Below are 20,123 nucleotides of genomic sequence, written 5' to 3' on the forward strand. Positions count from 1 at the left end.
CCCAGTTACCTGAAAGGTTCGACCCTGCCCAGATCGAACGCGCGGCCAGGGGGAGCCGCGTGAATTTGTCCGCAGGAATGCAGTTGAGCCGAGCGGCTATTCCGCCGCCTCGCTGTGCCCAAGGCGGGCGTTGAGCTTGTGGATCAGCTCTTCCGCGGCTTCGGCGATCACCGTGCCCGGCGGGAAGATCGCCTCGGCGCCAGCCTTGTAGAGCGCATCGTAATCCTGCGGCGGCACCACGCCGCCGACGATGATCATGATGTCCTCGCGTCCCTGTTTCTTCAACGCGGCCTTCAACTCGGGCACGGCGGTGAGATGGGCGGCGGCCAGCGAGGAGACGCCGAGAATATGCACGTCGTTCTCGACCGCCTGGCGCGCCGCTTCGTCGGCGGTGGCGAACAGGGGCCCGATATCGACGTCGAAGCCGAGATCGGCGAACGCCGAGGCGATCACCTTCTGGCCGCGGTCGTGGCCATCCTGACCGATCTTGGCGACCAGGATGCGCGGCCGGCGCCCCTCCGCCTCTTCGAAGGCCTCGATCAGCGCCTGCAGCTTCTCGACCTGCTTCGACATGCCTGCAGTCTCCCGCTTGTAGACGCCGGTGATGGACTTGATCTCGGCACGGTGACGGCCGAACACTTTTTCCAGCGCGCCGGAGATCTCGCCGACGGTCGCCTTGGCGCGTGCGGCATCGATTGCGAGCGCCAGGAGGTTGCCATTGCCTTCGCCGGCCGAGCGGGTCAGCGCGGCCAAGGCGGCATCGACCTCGGCCTGCTTGCGCTCGGATCGCAGCCGCGCGAGCTTGTCGATCTGCAGCCGCCGCACGGTCGAATTGTCGACCTTGAGCACATCGAGCGGCGGCTCGTCGGTCGGCTTGTACTTGTTGACGCCGATCACCGACTGGCGCCCGGTGTCGATGCGCGCCTGGGTCTTGGCGGAAGCTTCCTCGATGCGCAGCTTGGGAACGCCAGCTTCGATCGCCTTGGCCATGCCGCCGAGCTCCTCGACCTCCTGGATGTGGCTCCAGGCCTTGGCGGCGAGATCATGAGTCAGCCGCTCGACATAGAACGAGCCGCCCCAGGGATCGATGATCCGCGTGGTCCCGCTCTCCTGCTGCAGGAACAGCTGCGTGTTGCGGGCGATGCGGGCGGAGAAGTCGGTCGGCAGCGCCAACGCCTCGTCCAGCGCATTGGTGTGCAGCGACTGGGTGTGGCCTTGCGTCGCCGCCATCGCCTCGATCGCGGTGCGTGCGACGTTGTTGTAGACGTCCTGCGCAGTCAGCGACCAGCCCGAGGTCTGGCTGTGCGTGCGCAGCGACAGCGAGCGCGGGTCCCTGGGGTTGAACGGCTTCAAGAGCTTCGCCCACAACAGGCGGGCGGCGCGGAGCTTGGCGACCTCCATGAAGAAGTTCATGCCGATAGCCCAGAAGAACGACAGCCGCGGTGCGAAGCGGTCGACGTCGAGGCCGGCGGCGATGCCGGCGCGCAAGTATTCGACGCCGTCGGCCAGCGTATAGGCGAGCTCGAGATCCTGCGTCGCGCCGGCCTCCTGCATGTGATAGCCGGAGATCGAGATGGAGTTGAACTTCGGCATCCGCTGCGAGGTGAAGGCGAAGATGTCGGAGATGATCCGCATCGAAGGCGAGGGCGGATAGATGTAGGTGTTGCGCACCATGAACTCTTTCAGAATGTCGTTCTGAATGGTGCCCGCGAGTTTTTCCGGCGGCACGCCCTGTTCCTCGGCGGCAACGACGTAGAGCGCCAGGATCGGCAGCACCGCGCCGTTCATGGTCATTGACACGCTCATCTGGTCGAGCGGGATGCCGGAGAACAGCGTCCGCATGTCGTAGATGGAGTCGATCGCAACGCCGGCCATGCCGACATCGCCGGCGACGCGCGGGTGATCGGAATCATAGCCGCGATGGGTGGCGAGATCGAAGGCGACGGAAAGGCCTTTCTGCCCCGCGGCGAGATTACGCCGGTAGAAGGCGTTGGAATCCTCGGCCGTGGAGAAGCCGGCATATTGCCTGACAGTCCAGGGCTGGTTGACATACATTGTCGGGTAGGGACCGCGCAGGTAGGGCGCGATGCCCGGCCAAGTCTCCAGGAAATCGATGCCGGTGAGATCCGTCTCGCCATAGGCCGGCTTCACCGGGATGCCTTCCGGTGTCAGCCAAGGCTCGGCGGAGCCTGCGGATGCGGGCACGGCCGTCGGCTCGAAGGCGATGTCGGCGAAGTTCGGAATGCGGGTCATTCCTGGCGTCCTCATCGGTCAATCGTGATCCGGATGCTGATGGCTGACGATCGTCGCCATCTTCTCCGGTCCGTAATTCTGCTGCGTGGTCTGGCTCGGCAGATTGGCAATGGCGACGACCCAGCCGAGCCGGGATTCCGTGCCGTATTGTCGTGTCGGCACTACGCGATCCGGCCGGTCGAACGCGCCGGTCATGATCTCGATCCGCGGCCCATCAATGCGTCCGAAGCCGAGCGGCGTGCCGCAGGCGGGGCAGAAGAATCGCTCGGCGATCGTGGACGAGCGGAACGCGGCGGGCTGACCGCGCGTCCAGGCGAAGTGCTCGCGGTCGATCTCGGCAAACGAGGCGAACGGCGCGCCGGCGGCCTTCTGGCACATCCGGCAATGGCAGATACTGACCTTGCCTGGCGTGGTCTTGAACGCGAAGCGGACCGCGCCGCATTGACAGCCGCCGGTCAGGAGAGGCTTGGTGTCGTCGGTCATGCTCACTCCAGAAATGTATAGGCGTCCTCGAGCGTCTTGGGCGCGTCACAGCCGGCAAAGATGAACCCATCGACACCGGCCCCGCGGAGCGCCGCTTCTTGTTCGCCGCCGCGCCCCGCCAGATAGATATGGCGGACACCGGCGTCTTTCAGGGCCTTGGTGGCCGGAACTGCCATTTCCGCATAGACCTTGTCCGAGGAGCAGAGGCAGGCCAGCGTCGCGCCGGACGCCTCGCAGGCCGCCGCCAACGCGGACGGATCGGATGCTCCTTCGCCGCCGATCGCAGCGATGCCGCCCGCCTCGAAGAAGCTCTTGGTGAAGGTCGCGCGTGCGGTGAAATCGGCAGGCGTGCCGAGATTGGCAAGAAACACGGACGGACGCTTGCCTTTGCTGTTCAGCAGGCTGTCGGAGCGATCGCGCAGGCGCTCGAACGGCTCGGCCAGCCGGATCGGGGCGAGGGGCTCGAACGTGACCTTCGCCTGATCGTTTGTCGCGGCCGCGATCGGCGTCACCGCCTCGACCGCGACATCGGCCTCAGTGAGGTTCGGAAACTCGCTGGCACCGGTCAGCACGTCACGCCGTTTGGCAATATTGGCCGCGCGCGCCTGTCGCGTCGCCGCCACCTTGCCCTGGATCAGCCCGGCCTGCAGCGCCGCGAACACACCGCCGGCTTTCTCGATCTCCTGGAACTGCACCCAGGCCGTTTCGCAAAGCTCTTGGGTCAATGCCTCGATGCCGCCCGAACCGGCCGCGGGATCGGCGACCTTGGCGAGGTTGCTTTCCTCCAGCAGGATCAGTTGTGTGTTGCGCGCCACGCGCCGGGCGAACGCATCCGGCAGGCCGAGGGCGAGCGTGTGTGGCAGCACGGTGATCGCATTGGCCCCGCCAATTCCGACCGCGAATGTCGCGATCGTGGCGCGCAGCATGTTCACATAGGGATCGCGCTGCGTCAGCATCCGCCAAGCGGTTTCTGCGGCGATGAAGACCGGCTTTGGCGCGAGGCCGCAAGCCGCTTCGATCCGCGCCCATAGCAGCCGAAGCGCGCGGAACTTGGCCGAGGTCAGGAACTGATCGGCATCGGCGCAGAGCCGGAACGAGAGCGCCGCGCGGGCGTCGTCCAGCGCGATGCCGCCGGCTTCGAGCGTGCGCAGATAGGCGAGGCCAGACGCGATCGCAAACGCCAATTCCTGCGCTTCCGATCCGCCGGCGTCATGAATCGGCCGGCCGTCGGCCAGGACCAGATGCCGACTGAAGCCGCGGTCCTTTAGGCCGCGCACCACCTTGGCGAACCCGCCCTCCATCTCGGACCAGGGCGCGGCGGCACTGCCGCGGACGGCCAGGGTGGAAAGGGCCTGATAGTTGATACGAAGATCGACCTTGGCGGGATCGACGTGCTGGGCTTCGATCAACGATGCGACCGCTTCGCCCGCATTGCCGCGGCCGAGCACCGGATTGAGCGCAATCGAGATCCCGGCATCGAACACGACACCGGCGAACAACCGCTGCAGCGTTGCCGGCTCGGCGTCCGGAATGCCGAAGCCGCGCGCGCCGGGGCCGTTCTGGAAGTCGAGTTCGATCCCGGTCGCGCCATTCTCGAGGTCGGTCAGGATCTGGGCATTGGCCTTGGTAACATCGGGATGGTCGACCCGCTGCATGATGAACCAGGGCGCGGCGGCGGCTCGTCCGGTAACCGGGGATGCACCCTTGGCGCGGGTGTAGATCGGCTGGATAGAGAGGCCGTCATAGGTCTTGCCGACCAGCTTCTCGAATGGCGCTCCCTTCAGTACGCCATCGACCAGCTTGCGCCAATCGTCACGACTGGCCGGCGCGAACTCGGCGGCCAACCGCAGGTCCTCGGTCACGGATGTCATTCGGCCTAAGTCTCCCGGGCGCCTGTTTTCACCATTGTTGGCCGCAAAATGCCACGTCGGAACGGCCAAGCCAAACGGTTGTTTCGGCTTTAGACCTATCGTTCGAGAGGGGGCAGACGCTCGATTCCGTCGCACGGGACATGCGCCAACGCCTCCTTGATGCGCCGGCCTGCGATCAGCCGCTCCGGTGCGATCTCGGCCAGCGGCACCAGAACGAAACCGCGCTCGAACAGGCGAGGGTGCGGCAGGGTCAGCTGGGGCGTGTCGATCGCGAGATCGTCATAGGCGATCAGGTCGAGGTCGAGCGTCCGCGGTCCCCAGCGGCTCTCGCGCGCGCGGTCTCGGCCAAACATCCGCTCGACCTCGTGCAAGGCGGCGAGCAGAGCGTGCGGATCGAGCTGCGTCTCGATCGCGATACAGGCATTGATGAAGGGCGGCTGCTGCGTCTCACCCCAGGGCGGCGTCAAGTAATCGGCGGATCGCGCTGCGAGCGTTGACTGAGCAGGGCGGCAGATTTCCGCGATGGCGCGTTCAAACGTGGTGCGGACATCGCCGACATTGCCGCCGAGGGCGATCAGCGCGCTCGCCATCAGTCGCGCGAGCGCGTCAGGACAACGCCCACATCCTCGAAGATCGCGGCGATCGGCGCGTGCGGCTTGTGCACCGTGACCTTCACGGCGCGGATCCGCGGGAAAGCCGCCAGGATCGCATCGGCGACCGCGCCGGCCGCGCGCTCCAGCAGCTTGTAGCTAGTGTCCTTGAAGGCTGATGTCGCGGTGGCCACCACGTTGGAATAGTTCACCGTGTCGGCGAGACGGTCGGAGCGCGAGGATTCGGACAGGTCGGTATCGAGTTCGAGATCGATCACGAAGCGCTGGCCGACCTCGCTTTCGTGCTCCAACATGCCATGGCGGGCATGAATCAGAATTCCCTTGATGAAGATGGTGCCGCTCATCCTTTTTGCGCCTCGATCGCTGCGGCCACGCGCAAGGCTTGCACGGTTTCGGCCACGTCATGGGCCCTGATGATCTTGGCGCCGCGCTCGGCGGCAATCAGATGCGCCGCAATCGAACCGCCCAGCCGTTCGCTCGGCTCCGAGGGCACGACGGAGCCGATGAAGCGCTTGCGCGACGCGCCGACCAGGAGCGGCAGGCCGAAGCACGAAAGCTCGCCGAGTCGCGCCAGCATCGTCATGCTCTGCTCCGTCGTCTTTCCGAAGCCGATGCCGGGATCGAGCACGATGTTGCCGTCGGGAATGCCGGCCTTCGCGGCGATGTCCAGCGAGCGGGCAAAGAAATCCAGCACGTCCTGCACGATGTCAATTGCGGGATCGATCGAGAGGCGGTTGTGCATGACGACCACCGGCGCGTTGTGTGCAGCCACGACCTTGGCCATCTCCGCATCGCGCTGCAGCCCCCAGACATCATTGGCGATCGCTGCGCCTTGCTCCAACGCAAACGCGACGACCTCGGCCTTCATGCTGTCGATCGAGACGGGTACACCGAGCGCCACGACATCAGCAAGAACAGGCCTCAGCCGCGCCAGTTCCTCATCAGCCGACACGGGCGTCGCCCCGGTATAGGGACGGGTGGATTCGGCGCCGATATCGATGATGTCGGCACCCTCGGCGATCATACGCCTGGCCTGTTCGATCGCGCGTTCCGGTGCATTGAAGCGGCCGCCGTCCGAGAACGAGTCGGGTGTGACATTGAGAATGCCCATCACGGCCGGGTAGGGTCTTGCGACCCATTCGCGCAGCAGCGGATGCACAGCCGAAGCTAGGCTCAGGCGGGATTTTGGCGCGGGCGCATTCATGGCGACGCTTTGCGCGGTCGCGGCGACGGAGTCAAGATGATGCACTGCACGCGCGCAAGGGCGCCGATGCCGTCAATAGCTGATCTTCGGTTCCAGCTTGCGTGCCTGCTCGATCATGTGCCCGACCGATTTCTCCGAAGGTAGGATGCGCACCAGCTTGCGCCTGGTGTTCACCTCCTTGATATTTTGGGCGAGGCGAGCCGGGTTGCGGTGAGCGAGTTCGCGCACCGTGGTGACGCCGGCGGCACGCACGAGGCCGACCTTCGCTTTGCCCATGCCCGGAATTCGCATGTAGTCGGCCACATTTGCCCAATCGAGCAACTGTTGCTCGGTGATGCCGGTCTGGGCGGCGAGCGTCTTGCGGCCTTTTGAGGTGCGAGCGGCTTCAAGCAGCGCGTCGGTGGTCCGGATGCCAAGCGCCTTCAGGTTGGACGCGGCAAAGGCCGTCATGCCTTCGATTTCGGAAATTGGGTATGTCATGATCTTCAATGGGTGCGAAAGTGCTTCAGGCGAGATGGGTCAGGCCCGGTGTCTTGCGACGATCGCGCCCATTCGATCGACTTCGATTGTGTCGCTGCAGAGCTTGAAAAGTTCACCTGTGTGGATGCAGATCCCAGCGCGGCAGAGATCTTGGATGTAGAAATCTTGCGCCATCAACCCGGTGCGAAGAAAGTCAAGTATGATGCCGATGGCATTTTCAGCCAAAGCTCTACCGATGCCAGCCTTTGCAGCCAGCAGCTCACTTAATTCGTCCATCTTGCCCCGTCCTCGATCCGGCCCCCCAAGACCGGACTTGTCCTTGAGGATTTATCTTGATCGGGCGACCGGTGAAAGACAAGTCATGAGCACACGCCGACGCGCGCAGATTCGCGATCGCGGCAAAAGTGTTGCAGCGATGCAAGACGGCGTGTGAAATTTGCGGATTGGCAGCGTAATATCTGCTCCTATCGCATTTCTGTTGACTGCAACGGGCTGATAGAGCGGATACGAGGCGGCTGCGGTTCCAGCAGAGCCAAGATAGAGCCAAGACCAAGTATGACGCCGGGCCGATTGCAGACCGCCAACTTAAGACGAAAACGAGCGAAAGACCTGTCGTAATGGCATTCTCCGGAACATCCTCGGCCGATACCGAGGACAAAATTCTCGTCGGCAAAGGGGAACAGCCGGCCTGGTTGACGCTTGCGCTTTCCAATCGCCACGGTCTTGTGACCGGTGCGACCGGCACCGGCAAGACGGTGACGCTGCAGGTGATGGCCGAGGGCTTTGCGCGCGCCGGCGTTCCGGTATTTGCTGCCGACATCAAGGGGGATCTGTCGGGCATTGCCGAGGTCGGTGAGGAAAAGGATTTCATCCTCAAGCGCGCGAGCGAACTGGGCCTGACATATCAGCCCGACCAGTTCGCGACGGTATTTTGGGACGTGTTCGGCGAGCAGGGGCATCCGGTGCGCGCCACCGTCACCGAGATGGGACCGCTACTGCTGGCGCGCATGCTCGACTTGAACGATGTGCAGGAGGGCGTGCTCAACGTCGCCTTCCGCGTCGCCGACGACAATGGGCTGACGCTGATCGATATGAAGGATCTGCGTGCGCTGCTCGATGCCATCATTCCCGAGGCGGCCAAGAAGAGCGCCGATGCCGAGGAGGATCCGTTGGCGCCGATCCGCAAGGCCGCACAGTCGTTCGGCAATGTGACGCGCGCAACCGTCGGAACGATCCAGCGCCAATTGCTCGTGCTGGAAAACCAGGGCGGCACCAAATTTTTCGGCGAACCAGCGCTGTCCCTGCAGGACTTCATGCGAACCGACCGGGACGGGCGCGGCATGATCAACATCCTGGTCGCGGACAAGCTGTTGCAGAACCCGAGGCTCTACGCGACCTTCCTGCTGTGGATGCTCTCGGAATTGTTCGAGGAACTGCCGGAAGTCGGCGATCTCGCCAAGCCGAAACTCGTGTTCTTTTTCGATGAAGCGCATCTGTTGTTCAACGACGCGCCGAAGGCGCTCATGGACAAGATCGAGCAGGTGGTGCGGCTGATCCGCTCCAAAGGCGTCGGCGTCTATTTCGTGACGCAGAACCCGCTCGACGTCCCCGATCGCGTGCTCGGCCAATTGGGCAATCGCGTGCAGCACGCCTTGCGCGCGTTCACGCCGCGCGATCAGAAGGCCGTCGCTGCGGCTGCCGAGACGTTCCGGCCCAATCCGAAGCTCGACACCGCCAAGGTGATCATGGAACTCGGTAAGGGCGAAGCGCTGGTGTCGTTTCTCGAAGGCAACGGCACGCCGGCGATGGTCGAGCGGGTGTTGATCAGGCCGCCGTCGGCGCGGATCGGACCGGTCACGCCGGAGGAGCGCAAAGCGATCATGGATGCGAGCCCGGTGAAGGGCAAATATGACACCGCGATCGATGCGGAGTCGGCCTATGAGATGCTGCAGAAGCGGATTGCGGGCACCGCGGCCACCGCAGAAGGCTCATCCGGCGGCGTGCTCGGCAAGATCGGCGACATCGCCGCTGCGATCTTCGGCACCAATGTCAAGCGCGGCCGGCTTTCGACGGGCCAGTTGATGGCGCGGAATATCACGCGCTCGGTCACCGACAAGGTGGTCGGCGGCGTGGCGGCTGATCTCGGCAAGCAGGTCGGCGGCTCCCTTGGCGGCTCGATCGGCCGCTCCCTGGTACGTGGCGCGCTCGGTGGGTTGTTGCGACGATGATGATGAACATGTTTGCTGATCGCGTGACCTGCTGATGTCCGAACCAATGCCTAGGTTGCGATGGCCGTCGTTGCGCGCGCCGGTCGATATCCTCTTCTTGATCTGCTGCGTGCTGCTGATCGGCGACGTGCTGGTCCCGGAGCTGTGGGGCAACGGCAAAACCAAGGACTATCCGCTCTGGTATTGGGCCGGACAGCAGGTACTCCTGGGCCAGGACCTGTATCCGCATAACCTCGCCGACTATTTCGCCTTCCTCTATCCGCCGTTCCCGGCCGTGCTGCTGGCGATCCCTGCCTGGCTCGGCAAGGTGGTGCTCTACACCTGTCTGGGGCTGCTCAATGTGGTGGCGTGGTGGATCACGGCGCAGCTCTCTCACGCCATGACCGGTTCGGGCAGGGAGCCCAATCAATGGCTCTATTTCCTGCCCGGCTTCGTGACGATCAGCTTCGTGTTCGACATGTTCGATCTCGGGCAGCCCAACCTCATGCTGCTGGCGTTGATGCTCTACGGCTTCTGGCTCCTGCAGCATGCGCGGCCGTGGCTCGGCGGCAGCATGTTTGCGCTTGCAACCGCCATCAAGGTGTTCCCGGTCGCCGTCTTGCCGTACCTCGTCTGGCGCCGGCAATGGTGGGCCGCGGTCAGCATGATCGTGTTCACATTGGTGTTCCTGTTCGTGGTGCCGGCGCCGGTGCGCGGCTTCCAGCACAACGTGGCGGAGCTGAAGACCTGGTATCGAGGCATGGTCGGCACCAGTTCCGAGAAGGGGTTTGGCCAGCGTGACGAGCAGAACTGGTCCTGGGTCAATCAGTCGATCATCGCGGTCACGCATCGTCTGACGCGTCCGGTGAACTACAACCAGGACGATCCGTCCAAGCCGGTGCGCACGATGAACGTCGTCGACATCTCGTTCCAGGAAGCAAACCTCGTGGTGCTCGCGGTCTCGCTCGCGCTGGGATTGGGCTTCCTGGCGGTGATGCCTGCGCAGAAACGGCGGACGCCGCGCTCCGACGCCGAGGAGCTTGGAATCCTGTTCTGCCTGATGACGGTGGCCTCGCCGCTTGCGCGGCAATATTATTTCATATGGCTGTTCTTTCCGATGACGATCCTGATGCATCGTGCAGCCTATGACTCCCGGCCGCGGGTGCGTCTGTGGACATGGCTTGCGCTGGCGCTCTCGGGCATCCTGCTGCTGCTGTCGTTGCCGCCATTCCCGAAAGATATCCAGGCATGGGGCAACAATCTTGCCGCAACCGCCGTCATGGCCGGCGCGCTGGTCTGGCATATCCTGCATCCGCCCCTGCAGGAGGCGGCTAGCTCGCCAGGGACAACGGGGTTAAAACCGGCGCAGCAATCAGCTTGAAGGAATTGGCGATCATGGCCAGCGCGCAGCTTCAGTCCGTCCTCGATCGTATCGACGCCGATTTCGACAACAGTCTGGAGCGGCTGTTTGCGCTGATCCGGATCAAGTCGATCTCCGCCGATCCGGCCTTTGCCGCGGACTGCAAGGCGGCGGCCGATCATCTTGCCAAGGATTTGGCCACGCTCGGTTTTGCCAGCGAAGTGCGGCCGACCGCGGGACATCCTGCCGTCGTCGGCAAGAGCAACGGGCACGGTGCTTCAAGGCCGCACGTGCTGTTCTATGGCCACTATGACGTGCAGCCGGTCGATCCGCTCGACTTGTGGCACCGTCCGCCGTTCGAGCCGGTCGTGACCGATCATGCCGATGGTCGCAAGATCATCGTCGCGCGCGGCGCCGAGGACGACAAAGGTCAATTGATGACCTTCATCGAAGCGTGCCGAGCCTGGAAAACCGTCACCGGCTCGCTGCCGCTCGACATCACCGTCCTGATCGAGGGCGAGGAGGAGGTCGGTTCGAAGAACTTCGTGCCGTGGCTCGAGGCCAACAAGGATGAATTCAAGGCCGACTGCGTGCTGGTCTGCGACACCGGCATGTGGGATCCGAACACGCCCGCGATCACCGTTGCGCTGCGCGGCCTCCTTTACGAGGAAGTGAAGATCAAGGCCGCCAATCGCGACCTGCATTCCGGCGTGTTCGGCGGCGGTGCGCGCAATCCGATCCGGGTGCTGACCGAGGTGCTGGGACGGCTGTTCGATGAGAATGGCCGCATCACCATTCCAGGCTTCTATGATGGCGTGAAGGATCTGCCGCCTGCGGTGCTGGAGCAGTGGAAGAGCCTCAACTTGACGCCGGAGACGTTTCTGAAGCCGATCGGCTTGTCGATTCCGGCCGGCGAAAAAGATCGGCTCCTGATCGAGCAGATCTCCTCGCGTCCGACCTGCGACATCAACGGCATCTGGGGTGGCTATATCGGCGAGGGCTCCAAAACCGTCATCCCGGCGCATGCGTCTGCGAAGGTCTCCTTCCGCCTTGTCGAAGGGCAGGACCCGGCCAAGATCCGCAAGGCGTTTCGCGATTTCGTCTTGGCGCGCATTCCCGGCGATTGCTCGGTCGAGTTCGGCGACCATTCGGCAGGGCCTGCGATCGCGCTCGACTGGAACATGAGGCCGCTTGCTGCTGCCAAGCAGGCCCTCACCGACGAATGGGGCAAGGAGGCGCTGTTGATCGGCTCCGGCGCGTCGATCCCGATCGTGGCCGACTTCAAGAAGACGCTCGGCCTCGACTCGCTACTGGTCGGCTTCGGTCTCGATGACGACAACATTCATTCGCCCAACGAGAAATATGATCTGAAGAGCTACCACAAGGGCATCCGCTCCTGGGCGCGCATCCTCGCTGCGCTGGCGGAATTGCCGCGTTAGGATCAGAAGCTGCGCACGCTCGATCGCGACACGTCAGAGCGGCGCTTCGCGGTCTCCGCGCTGTGGTTCGTCAAGCTACTCGCATGGCATTCTTGGAGGTTTACGAGAGGTTCCCGCTCAAGATCGTTGGCTGAACAGGAGAGTATGTCATGAAGATCGTCATGATTGGCGGCTCGGGCCTGATCGGATCGAAGTTGGTCGCCGTACTCAAGCAGCGAGGGCATGACGCTCTCGCCGCTTCTCCGCGGACAGGTGTCAACAGCGTGACAGGGGAGGGCCTTGCCGAGGCGCTCGCCGGCGCCGAGGTCGTCGTCGATGTTTCCAACGCTCCGAGCTGGGAGCCCGCCGCGGTGCTCGACTTCTTTCAGACATCGAGCCGCAATCTGGTCGCCGCAGAGGCCGTCGCTGGGGTCAAGCATCATGTTGCATTGTCGATCGTCGGGACCGACCGTGCACCCGGCAACAGCTATTTCCATGCCAAGCTCGCCCAGGAGCAGGTGATCAAGTCGTCCGGCGTGCCATACACGATCGTCCGCGCCACGCAGTTCTTCGAATTCCTGAGCGCGATCGCCGATGCGGGCGTCGTCGACGGCAAGGTCGTGGTTCCGACGGCCTCTTTTCAGCCGATTGCTGCTGATGACGTCGTGAGCGCGCTTGCCAGCGTTGCAACAGGCGCTCCACTCAACGCTACGATCGATATCGCTGGTCCGGAAAAAGCCCCCTTCAACACGTTCATCGCGCGCCGCTTGAAAGCGGCGGGGGACGTCCGGCCGGTCGTTGCTGACCCCGATGCGCAGTATTATGGAGCTGCGATCGATGATCGTTCGCTGGTCCCGCTTGGGTCGGCCCGCCTCGGTCCAACTGGTTTGGACGAATGGCTCGCGACAGCAACGTGAGCGCCGCTCCATTCCCCCCGAGTTCGCGTGCGCGTCCGAAAGCCGGTTTCCACTTTTCCGGATCGTGCTGCTCCATGCCGATATGTCAGGCTGCGGACAGAGCCGTGGCAGTAGCCTGATTGCTGCCGGCGAACTTGCGCAGGGCTGCGAGATTGGCCTCGGCGGAGGCCAATCTCCAGCATGACTTTCCGCTCGATTTCGCTTCGTAGAGCGCGGCGTCTGCTGCAGACAGCAGGGCCTCCGGGTCGGTGCCATGATCGGGCGAAGCGGCAATGCCGATGCTCATTCCGATGTGGACGTGCGCGCCGTCCGGCAGTTCCACGGGTGCCGTCATGACGGAAATGATGCGCTCGCCGAGTGCCAATGCATGATCGATCGCCGGGTCGCCGGCGAGCACGACGAACTCGTCGCCCCCGATCCGCGCGATGACGTCGGTCGGAGAGACGGTGTCCCGCAGCGTTGCGGCGACGATCTTCAGCAATTCATCACCCGCGGCATGACCAAAGGTGTCGTTGACCGGCTTGAAGCCATCGAGATCGAGATAGAGGACGGCGAAGCTCTGATGTCCAGAGGCTTTGCCATTGAGCCTGCTTTGCAGCGCGTCGATCAATCCGGCGCGGTTGCGCAGGCCCGTCAGCGCGTCGAGCCGCGCCAGCTCGTCGCTCTCGCGTTTGGAATGCATGACGGCCACCAGCATCTTGTTCAGCCGGAAGGCCGCGCCGGTCATGGCGAGGAAGTACACCGGCATCTGCAGATACATCACGAACAGCAGCGGCTCATGGGAGATGGCGACGCCCGGGATCACCGGGCCGATGCTGCACAGGATCATCGTTCCCGCGAGGTGGGGCGCGCTGAAATTGCGGAAGCAGATCCCGCCGACCATGGCCGCCGATGAAATGCAGGCGAGTGACGCTGCGATCCAGTCGCCGGACGCCAGGCTGATGCCGACACCGAAACCGACGCTGGCGCTCCATGCAACCGACAGCAGGATGTGGATATCGGTCGGAGTCGCGCGCTGCTCGCGCGCCCTGCGATAGGCGATCATCATCACGATCAGCCGCGAGAGGCAGATCACGACTTCCATCAGTAACCAGGTGATGAAGAGAACCGTGGGCGTGCGAAGTGCAAGCGCAGCAGCGACCGCGACGGTGTTGATGACGCCACCGGCGAAAACAGACCAGCAGCCATAGAGCTCGCCGATCAATGCGAGGCGAATGTCGGATGACACCGGATATCCCGGATCTGCCAGCCAGCGCGTCGCGCGCCAGCGTGGCAAACTGAAAGCCAGACCGTCACCCCGCATTTCAATACCTCCGCACGGGCGCACTAAGCAGCGGGGCACTTAACAGGTCTTTATGGACGTATCGGCGTCTCGTTGCATGCTTGATGTGCGGTAAAAATCTACCCCACGTCGTGAGCGTTGCCGGTAGCGGGACTGAAGGTTGAATCCGCAGCTCTCAGCCTGACGTTCGCACGCGCGCCCGCTCCTCCGGAACGGGAGCCACCTCGACCACCGCATTGCCCAGGGTGCGATCGCGCTCGAATGTGAGGCGGACGCGCTGGCCGACCGGCGTCAGCCCGATCAGGTTGCGCACCTGAGTGGCGCTGCGCACCGGCACGTCGTTGGCCTTGACGATGATATCGCCCTTGCGCAGGCCGGCGCGTTCCGCCGGAGAGCCGGCGCTGACGTCGGCGATCTGCGCGCCGTGAACACGGCCGTTGCCGGGCGTATCGAGGTCCAGCAGCGTCACGCCGATACGGCCGCGCTCGACCCGACCGCTCTGCACCAGTTGCTCCATCACCCGTCGCGCCATGTTGATCGGCACGGCAAAGCCGATCCCGACATTGCCGCCGCCCGGCGAGATGATCGCGGTGTTGATACCGACCAGCTCGCCGCGCAGGTTGATCAGCGCGCCGCCGGAATTGCCGGGATTGATCGCAGCATCTGTCTGGATGAAATCCTCATAGCCCTGCTTGCCGAGACCGGTGCGCCCTAGCGCGCTGACCAGGCCCGAGGTGACAGTCTGGCCAAGGCCGAAGGGATTGCCGACCGCGATCACGAAATCCCCGACCTCCAGCGCATCGCTGTCGCCAAGCGCAATCGCTTTCAGATCGACGGGATCGCGGATCTGGAGCAGGGCGATGTCGGTGGCAGGATCGCGGCCGACCAGGCGCGCGGCAAATTTTCGGCCGTCCTTGGTCCGGATCTGGACTGTCGTGACATGCTCGACGACGTGGTTGGCGGTCATCACATAGCCGCGCTGGGCATCGACGATGACGCCGGAGCCGGTTGCGCTGAACTGCTTCTCGACCTGCTTCGGCACGTCGAAGAATTCGCGAAAGAGGGGGTCGTGATAGAGCGGATTGTCTTCGCGAAGGCGGCCCTCGACCGAGATGTTGACCACCGCGGGCGTGACCTCCTTGACGAGCGGGGCCAGGGTCGGCACCCGCCCGAGCTTGAGGTCGGGGATCTGGGCTCCGGCCGGAGCCGCCAGTAGGCACAACACGATAGCCGGCGCGATTGCCAACGGCCGGACCCAACGCAGCAGCTGCATCGTTAATCCCCTCGAACAGGTTCAATCGGATTCTGGCGGCGATTTAGCTGGGAAAATGTCCAGGCTCGGTCAAGAGGGGGTCCGCAATCGATCGAGCCTGTGCCGTGAAATTTTCGGTCCCGCCAGCGGGCGCCTTGAGGGTCCCGAAAATTTTCTGATGCCCCCTTGAATTCGTCTTCCGTTTTTCTAACTCGCTTGTTGCCGCCGCAAGCGGCGCCGGGTGCCCTGTCGGGCCCGGCGGACTGCCTGGGCGCAGGACCGGTTTCTGTACCGAGCGGGTCCAGCACCGGCCTTGCGCTCCTTCGTATCCATCTTGCTCTTAGGAGGACTTGGCTATGAGGACTTACGATTTCACGCCGCTCTGGCGCTCGAGCATTGGCTTTGATCGTCTCCTTGGCCTGCTCGACGAGACGCAGCGCGCGGTCGACGACAACTATCCACCTTACAACATCGAGCGGCTCGGCGAAGACCGCTACCAGATCTCGCTGGCGCTCGCGGGCTTCGGCCCGGACGAACTCGCGATCACTGCAGAACAGAATGTGCTGACGGTGGAAGGCCGCAAGCCCGACAAGGAGGGGCGTGAATATCTCTATCAGGGTATCTCCGCGCGGCCATTCAAGCGGCAGTTCAACCTCGCCGACTATGTGCAGGTGACGAACGCCTCCTTTGACAACGGCCGGCTGCGGATCGAGCTGGTGCGAGAAATCCCCGAAGCCATGAAGCCGCGGCGGATCGCGATCGGTACCGGCCCGGTCGAGAAGATCGAGCAGAAGAAAGCTGCCTGAAACTGGGCGTGGCCGGCGCGCGGGGCGTTGAGCCCCCGCGCGCGCTGATCCCATGCAAGGAGGAGATATCCCTATGGCTATTCGCGACCTGATTCCGTGGTCCCGGCCGCAGCAACTGGCGTCGCGGGACACCTTTGATCCGTTTCTCGCATTGCATCGCGAGGTGAACCGTCTGTTCGACGACGCCTTCCGCGGCATCGGCTCTTTCGGCGGGCTCGGTCCGTCCCTGATGGAAGGCCAGTTCGGCTGGCCCAAGGTCGAGCTGCGCGAGACCACCGACACCGTGACGATCTCGGCCGAGTTGCCGGGCCTGTCGGAGAAGGACGTCAATGTCGAGATCGCCAACGGCGTGCTCTCGATCCGCGGCGAGAAGAAGACCGAGCGCAATGGGGAAGGGCGCTTCTTCACCGAGCGCTATTATGGCGCGTTCGAACGGCGGATTCCGCTCGAGGATGTGCAGGAAGACAAGGCCAAGGCCGAATTCAAGAACGGCGTCCTCACCGTGACCATGCCGAAAGCCGAGCAAGCCGCCCGCGCGGTCAGGCAGATTCCGATCCAGACGGCTTGATCCGTCGTTCAGGGGAGGCAGCCGGGCGGCCGCCTTCCCTATCCAACAATTGTTCCTACGAAGGAGTGGTACCAGGAGAAACGACATGAGCGAACGCAGTGTTTCGATCAACGTCGGCGATGCCGCGTTTCATCCCGTGTCGCATTATGATTCCCCCGCGGCGGTGCTCGGCGACGGCAGGCTTTCGACCGCCGAGAAACGGCTGATCCTGTCATCGTGGGCGTCCGACATGTATGCGGTCGAGGATCAGCCGTCCCTGCGCAAGATACCCGGGAGCGCCCGGCCGCTGCGGCTGCCCGACATTCTCGGCGCCTTGCGGCAGCTCGATCAGGAGGACGACCCGCCGCGGCCGCGCGGCGGTGCTGCGATGCGGATCATACGTCGTGGCGACGTCTGCGCGCACGGTGCGTCGACAGGAGGCGGCGGCCTTGCCGCGGGCGAGAGCCGCGTCGGCCCCTTGAGGCTATCGCAACGTGCGCGCTTTTCCCGCGAGGCCAATGTGCGGCGTTACCGCAAGCTGCTCACCACCAAGCTCGCCGATCATGAGCGGTGTTACATCGAGCGGCGGCTTGCCGAGGAACTGAGCACGCTTTCGGAGCGGCGCGGTCTGGCCGGCGCCGAGACGTGCTGAACTCGCAAAACAAAAACGCCGCCCGGAATTGGGCGGCGTTTCATTCCAAAACGTGTAGAGGGTGTGTGCTCATTCGTTAGCACATCGCCTCCGATGGGTCCAGTCCGGCACGCCTCGTGCAGCCTAGGCCGGTCCGTGTCCGACCGGGAAAGGACCGTCGGCAAAACTGCGGTCATGATAGCCCTTGCTGCCGATCGCCTGCGTCAGCGGACTGCGGAAATCCTCATCGGCCGCAAGACGCGTTACGATCGATCGGAAGTCATGGCGCGGTCGCCAGCCAAGCTCCGCCCGCGCTCTGTCGTTGACATAGACCCGGTCGATCTCGTCGAACATGGTCCAGCCGCGGCGTTGATATTCCCGCTCATAGTCCGGCACATGACGTCTCACGACCACCGGCGCATGCCGGCGTAGCCCCGCCAGGTCCTCCGGCGTGAATGGCGAGGTCGCGCTGACGACGTATTTTGCAAATCGCGCCGAAGGCGCGTGGATTGCTGCTTTCAGATGCGCGTCCACCACATCCTCGATGTCGATGCGGCGGTAGAGGAATTCGTTCACCTTGGCATTGGCATCGGCGTAGGCCGCGCGCACCTCGGCATTGTCGTCCGCTTCGGGAAAGAAGCGCGAGACCCGCAATATGATTGCGGGCAGGGAATGGTTGCGCGCGAACAGTTGGCAAAGATCTTCGGCCGCAGCCTTGGTCGCACCATAGATGTTCTTCGGCACCGGCGCGACGCTTTCGGTCACCCAGGCCGCGGGTTCGCCGGCCGGCGGGATCAACGCGTCGCCGAACACGCTCGTGGTGCTGGTGTAGATGAAGGCTCCGACGCCGGCGGCGGCTGCCTCTTCCAGCAGGTTCAGCGTGCCGGTGATGTTGACGTCGACGAAGGCCTGGCGGCCGTGGGTCGCCACATGCGGCTTGTGCAAGGTCGCCGCGTGCAACACGGTTGCGATGTCCCGCATCGATCGGCGCACGAAGTCGCGATCGGCGATCGAGCCGACCCGATGCGTGAAGGCGCCGGGCAGGATGTCGATGCCGAGGACGTTGCGCCCGCCCGCCTGCAGCGTGCGGACCAGCGCTTCGCCGAGATGGCCGGAACTGCCGGTCACCAGAAACGTCATGGTCTACTCCCTCACGTCCGCCGTCGGTTTCGTCGCGAAGATCGCGCGACATCCGAGCCATTGATTTTGGTCAACTTGCAGCTCCGTGCCGTCAATAGCATGCGGCGCGACATCGTGCGGACACGCACATCGTTCGGCCTGAACAATTTCGCCGCCTGATCTGCAGCACAGGCAAGAGAAGTTGTAACGGAAAGCTGCAAGGGAATGACAGATGACCTATCAGACGATCAACCCTTACACCGGTGAGACGCTTGCCTCTTTTCCAGATGCGACCGATGAAGAGGTCCGGGCAGCGATCAGCAACGCACATCATGCCTTTCTCGGTTGGCGGCGGACCTCGTTCGGCGAGCGCGGTCGCATTCTGCAGAACGCGGCCGATCTTCTGCGGCGTGACAGCGACGCCTATGCGAGACTGCTGACGCTGGAAATGGGCAAGTTGTTCGGCGAAGCCAAGGCCGAGGTCGAACTGTCCGCCAAGATTTTCGAATATTACGTCCGCCACGCCGAGGCGCTGCTCGCGCCGGAAAAACTGCCCGTACTCGATGCGGCCGAAGGCGAGGCCATCCTGGTCCACGAGCCGCTCGGCGTCCTGCTGGCGATCGAGCCGTGGAATTTTCCCTACTACCAGATCGCGCGCATCCTGGCGCCGCAGCTTTCGGCCGGCAACACGCTGCTCCTGAAACATGCCTCCAACGTGCCGCAATCGGCTGCGGCTTTCGAGCGGCTGATGGCGGAGGCGGGCTTGCCGCGGGGCGCATTCAAGAATCTCTATGCCACCCGATCCCAGATCGAGCTGATCCTCAACGATGACCGAGTTCACGGGGTTGCGCTCACAGGCTCGGAGGCCGCGGGCTCACTCGTCGCAGCCCAAGCCGGCAAGGCGCTCAAGAAGTCGACCATGGAACTTGGCGGTGCCGATGCTTTCATCGTGCTGGCGGATGCCGGGCTCGAAAAGACCAGCAAATGGGCGGTGTTCGGTCGCCATTGGAACGGCGGTCAGGTCTGCGTCTCCTCGAAGCGCATGATCGTCGTTGATCCGGTCTATGACGAATTCCTCACGCGGTACCGCAAGGGCGTGGCGGGCTTGATCGCGGGCGACCCGTTCGACTCCAGGACGACCTTGGCGCCGCTTTCGTCGCAGGGGGCCGCCGACGAGGTGAGGGAGAAAATCCGCGAGGCCGTGAAGCTGGGGGCGACGGCCGAGGAGGTTGGGCCGCCGGTCCCGAACCGCGGCGCATTCGTGCAGCCGACGATCCTGACGGAGGTCCGCGAGGACAATCCGGCCCGCTACTGGGAGTTTTTCGGACCGGTGTCGATGATTTTCCGGGCCAAGGATGAGGATGACGCCGTGCGCATCGCCAACGATTCGCCGTTCGGCCTCGGTGGATCGGTGTTCACGTCCAACCCCGCCCATGGCGCCGAGGTCGCTCACCGTATCTCGACCGGCATGGTGTTCGTGAACCATCCGACCAAGGTCGAGGCGGATCTGCCGTTCGGCGGCATCCGGCGGTCCGGCTATGGTCGAGAGCTGCTCGGGCTGGGGTTGAAGGAGTTCGTCAATCACAAGCTCATCGACGTCGTCGACATCGACGCGCATTTCTGAGGCGCGGCAGCAAAGGCCGAGGCCGGGACATCGGGGCATGATCCGATCGGATGGAATC

General features: G+C 63.9%; 19 protein-coding genes. 8 read left to right on the top strand and 11 right to left on the bottom strand.

The features are described from left to right. Positions 1–96: 96 nt before the first annotated feature. The 8 genes from scpA to QX071_RS24540 form a co-directional block, all read right to left on the bottom strand. A complete protein-coding gene (gene scpA / locus QX071_RS24505) occupies positions 97–2,253 on the bottom strand; it encodes a methylmalonyl-CoA mutase (RefSeq protein WP_315706144.1) in 2,157 nt (718 codons plus the stop codon). 18 nt (positions 2,254–2,271) lie between these two features. Further along, the gene (locus QX071_RS24510; protein WP_315706143.1) at positions 2,272–2,736 is read right to left on the bottom strand and encodes a GFA family protein; all 465 of its coding nucleotides are present in this window, start codon (positions 2,734–2,736) and stop codon (positions 2,272–2,274) included. Positions 2,737–2,738: 2 nt separating this feature from the next. Then, the gene (locus QX071_RS24515) at positions 2,739–4,607 is read right to left on the bottom strand and encodes a methylmalonyl-CoA mutase subunit beta (protein ID WP_315706142.1); all 1,869 of its coding nucleotides are present in this window, start codon (positions 4,605–4,607) and stop codon (positions 2,739–2,741) included. A 95-nt stretch (positions 4,608–4,702) separates the two neighbouring features. Further along, positions 4,703–5,197 carry a 2-amino-4-hydroxy-6-hydroxymethyldihydropteridine diphosphokinase gene (gene folK / locus QX071_RS24520; RefSeq protein WP_315706141.1) on the bottom strand — a complete coding sequence of 165 codons (495 nt, stop codon included), beginning with the start codon at positions 5,195–5,197 and terminating at the stop codon, positions 4,703–4,705. Beyond that, positions 5,197–5,562 carry a dihydroneopterin aldolase gene (folB, locus tag QX071_RS24525; protein WP_315706140.1) on the bottom strand — a complete coding sequence of 122 codons (366 nt, stop codon included), beginning with the start codon at positions 5,560–5,562 and terminating at the stop codon, positions 5,197–5,199. The genes folK and folB overlap by 1 nt, the downstream gene beginning before the upstream one ends. Beyond that, complete coding sequence (folP, locus tag QX071_RS24530) at positions 5,559–6,422, bottom strand: dihydropteroate synthase (RefSeq protein ID WP_315706347.1); 864 nt, start codon at positions 6,420–6,422, stop codon at positions 5,559–5,561. The genes folB and folP overlap by 4 nt, the downstream gene beginning before the upstream one ends. Positions 6,423–6,494: 72 nt before the next feature. Further along, entirely contained in the window at positions 6,495–6,902 is a 408-nt protein-coding gene (locus tag QX071_RS24535; protein ID WP_315706139.1) for a DUF4332 domain-containing protein, read from the bottom strand. A gap of 39 nt (positions 6,903–6,941) precedes the next feature. Further along, a complete protein-coding gene (locus tag QX071_RS24540; protein ID WP_315706138.1) occupies positions 6,942–7,178 on the bottom strand; it encodes a hypothetical protein in 237 nt (78 codons plus the stop codon). A 341-nt stretch (positions 7,179–7,519) separates the two neighbouring features. Here QX071_RS24540 and QX071_RS24545 point away from each other — a divergent pair, with 341 nt between their 5' ends. From QX071_RS24545 to QX071_RS24560, 4 genes are all read left to right on the top strand, one after another. Then, entirely contained in the window at positions 7,520–9,130 is a 1,611-nt protein-coding gene (locus QX071_RS24545; RefSeq protein WP_315706137.1) for a helicase HerA-like domain-containing protein, read from the top strand. A gap of 34 nt (positions 9,131–9,164) precedes the next feature. Continuing rightward, positions 9,165–10,490, top strand: coding sequence for a glycosyltransferase family 87 protein (locus QX071_RS24550; protein WP_315706136.1), 1,326 nt, complete (start codon positions 9,165–9,167; stop codon positions 10,488–10,490). A gap of 14 nt (positions 10,491–10,504) precedes the next feature. Continuing rightward, complete coding sequence (locus tag QX071_RS24555; protein WP_315706135.1) at positions 10,505–11,908, top strand: M20/M25/M40 family metallo-hydrolase; 1,404 nt, start codon at positions 10,505–10,507, stop codon at positions 11,906–11,908. A 149-nt stretch (positions 11,909–12,057) separates the two neighbouring features. Beyond that, on the top strand, positions 12,058–12,804 hold the full coding sequence (locus QX071_RS24560; RefSeq protein ID WP_315706134.1) for an SDR family oxidoreductase: 747 nt from the start codon (positions 12,058–12,060) through the stop codon (positions 12,802–12,804). An 85-nt stretch (positions 12,805–12,889) separates the two neighbouring features. On the opposite strand, the gene QX071_RS24565 is transcribed toward QX071_RS24560, so the two are convergent. Both QX071_RS24565 and QX071_RS24570 read right to left on the bottom strand, forming a co-directional pair. After that, complete coding sequence (locus QX071_RS24565; protein WP_315706133.1) at positions 12,890–14,107, bottom strand: GGDEF domain-containing protein; 1,218 nt, start codon at positions 14,105–14,107, stop codon at positions 12,890–12,892. Positions 14,108–14,261: 154 nt separating this feature from the next. Next, positions 14,262–15,359: a trypsin-like peptidase domain-containing protein gene (locus QX071_RS24570; RefSeq protein WP_315706132.1), complete on the bottom strand. Its 1,098-nt coding sequence runs from the start codon at positions 15,357–15,359 to the stop codon at positions 14,262–14,264. A 335-nt stretch (positions 15,360–15,694) separates the two neighbouring features. Here QX071_RS24570 and QX071_RS24575 point away from each other — a divergent pair, with 335 nt between their 5' ends. The 3 genes from QX071_RS24575 to QX071_RS24585 all read left to right on the top strand — a co-directional run bounded on the left by QX071_RS24575 (position 15,695) and on the right by QX071_RS24585 (position 17,343). After that, entirely contained in the window at positions 15,695–16,144 is a 450-nt protein-coding gene (locus tag QX071_RS24575) for an Hsp20 family protein (protein ID WP_315706131.1), read from the top strand. Between the two features lie 73 nt (positions 16,145–16,217). Further along, entirely contained in the window at positions 16,218–16,712 is a 495-nt protein-coding gene (locus QX071_RS24580) for an Hsp20/alpha crystallin family protein (RefSeq protein ID WP_315706130.1), read from the top strand. Positions 16,713–16,797: 85 nt separating this feature from the next. Then, a complete protein-coding gene (locus QX071_RS24585; RefSeq protein WP_315728563.1) occupies positions 16,798–17,343 on the top strand; it encodes a hypothetical protein in 546 nt (181 codons plus the stop codon). A 123-nt stretch (positions 17,344–17,466) separates the two neighbouring features. Here the strand turns inward: QX071_RS24585 and QX071_RS24590 are convergent, their stop codons facing one another. Next, positions 17,467–18,462 carry an NAD(P)-dependent oxidoreductase gene (locus QX071_RS24590; RefSeq protein ID WP_315706128.1) on the bottom strand — a complete coding sequence of 332 codons (996 nt, stop codon included), beginning with the start codon at positions 18,460–18,462 and terminating at the stop codon, positions 17,467–17,469. Between the two features lie 211 nt (positions 18,463–18,673). Between QX071_RS24590 and QX071_RS24595 the strand changes: the two genes are divergently transcribed. After that, entirely contained in the window at positions 18,674–20,065 is a 1,392-nt protein-coding gene (locus QX071_RS24595; protein ID WP_315706127.1) for an NAD-dependent succinate-semialdehyde dehydrogenase, read from the top strand. The last annotated feature ends 58 nt before the right edge of the window (positions 20,066–20,123 follow it).

Origin of the sequence: Bradyrhizobium sp. SZCCHNS1022 (assembly GCF_032484835.1) — a bacterium.
Lineage (GTDB): Bacteria > Pseudomonadota > Alphaproteobacteria > Rhizobiales > Xanthobacteraceae > Bradyrhizobium.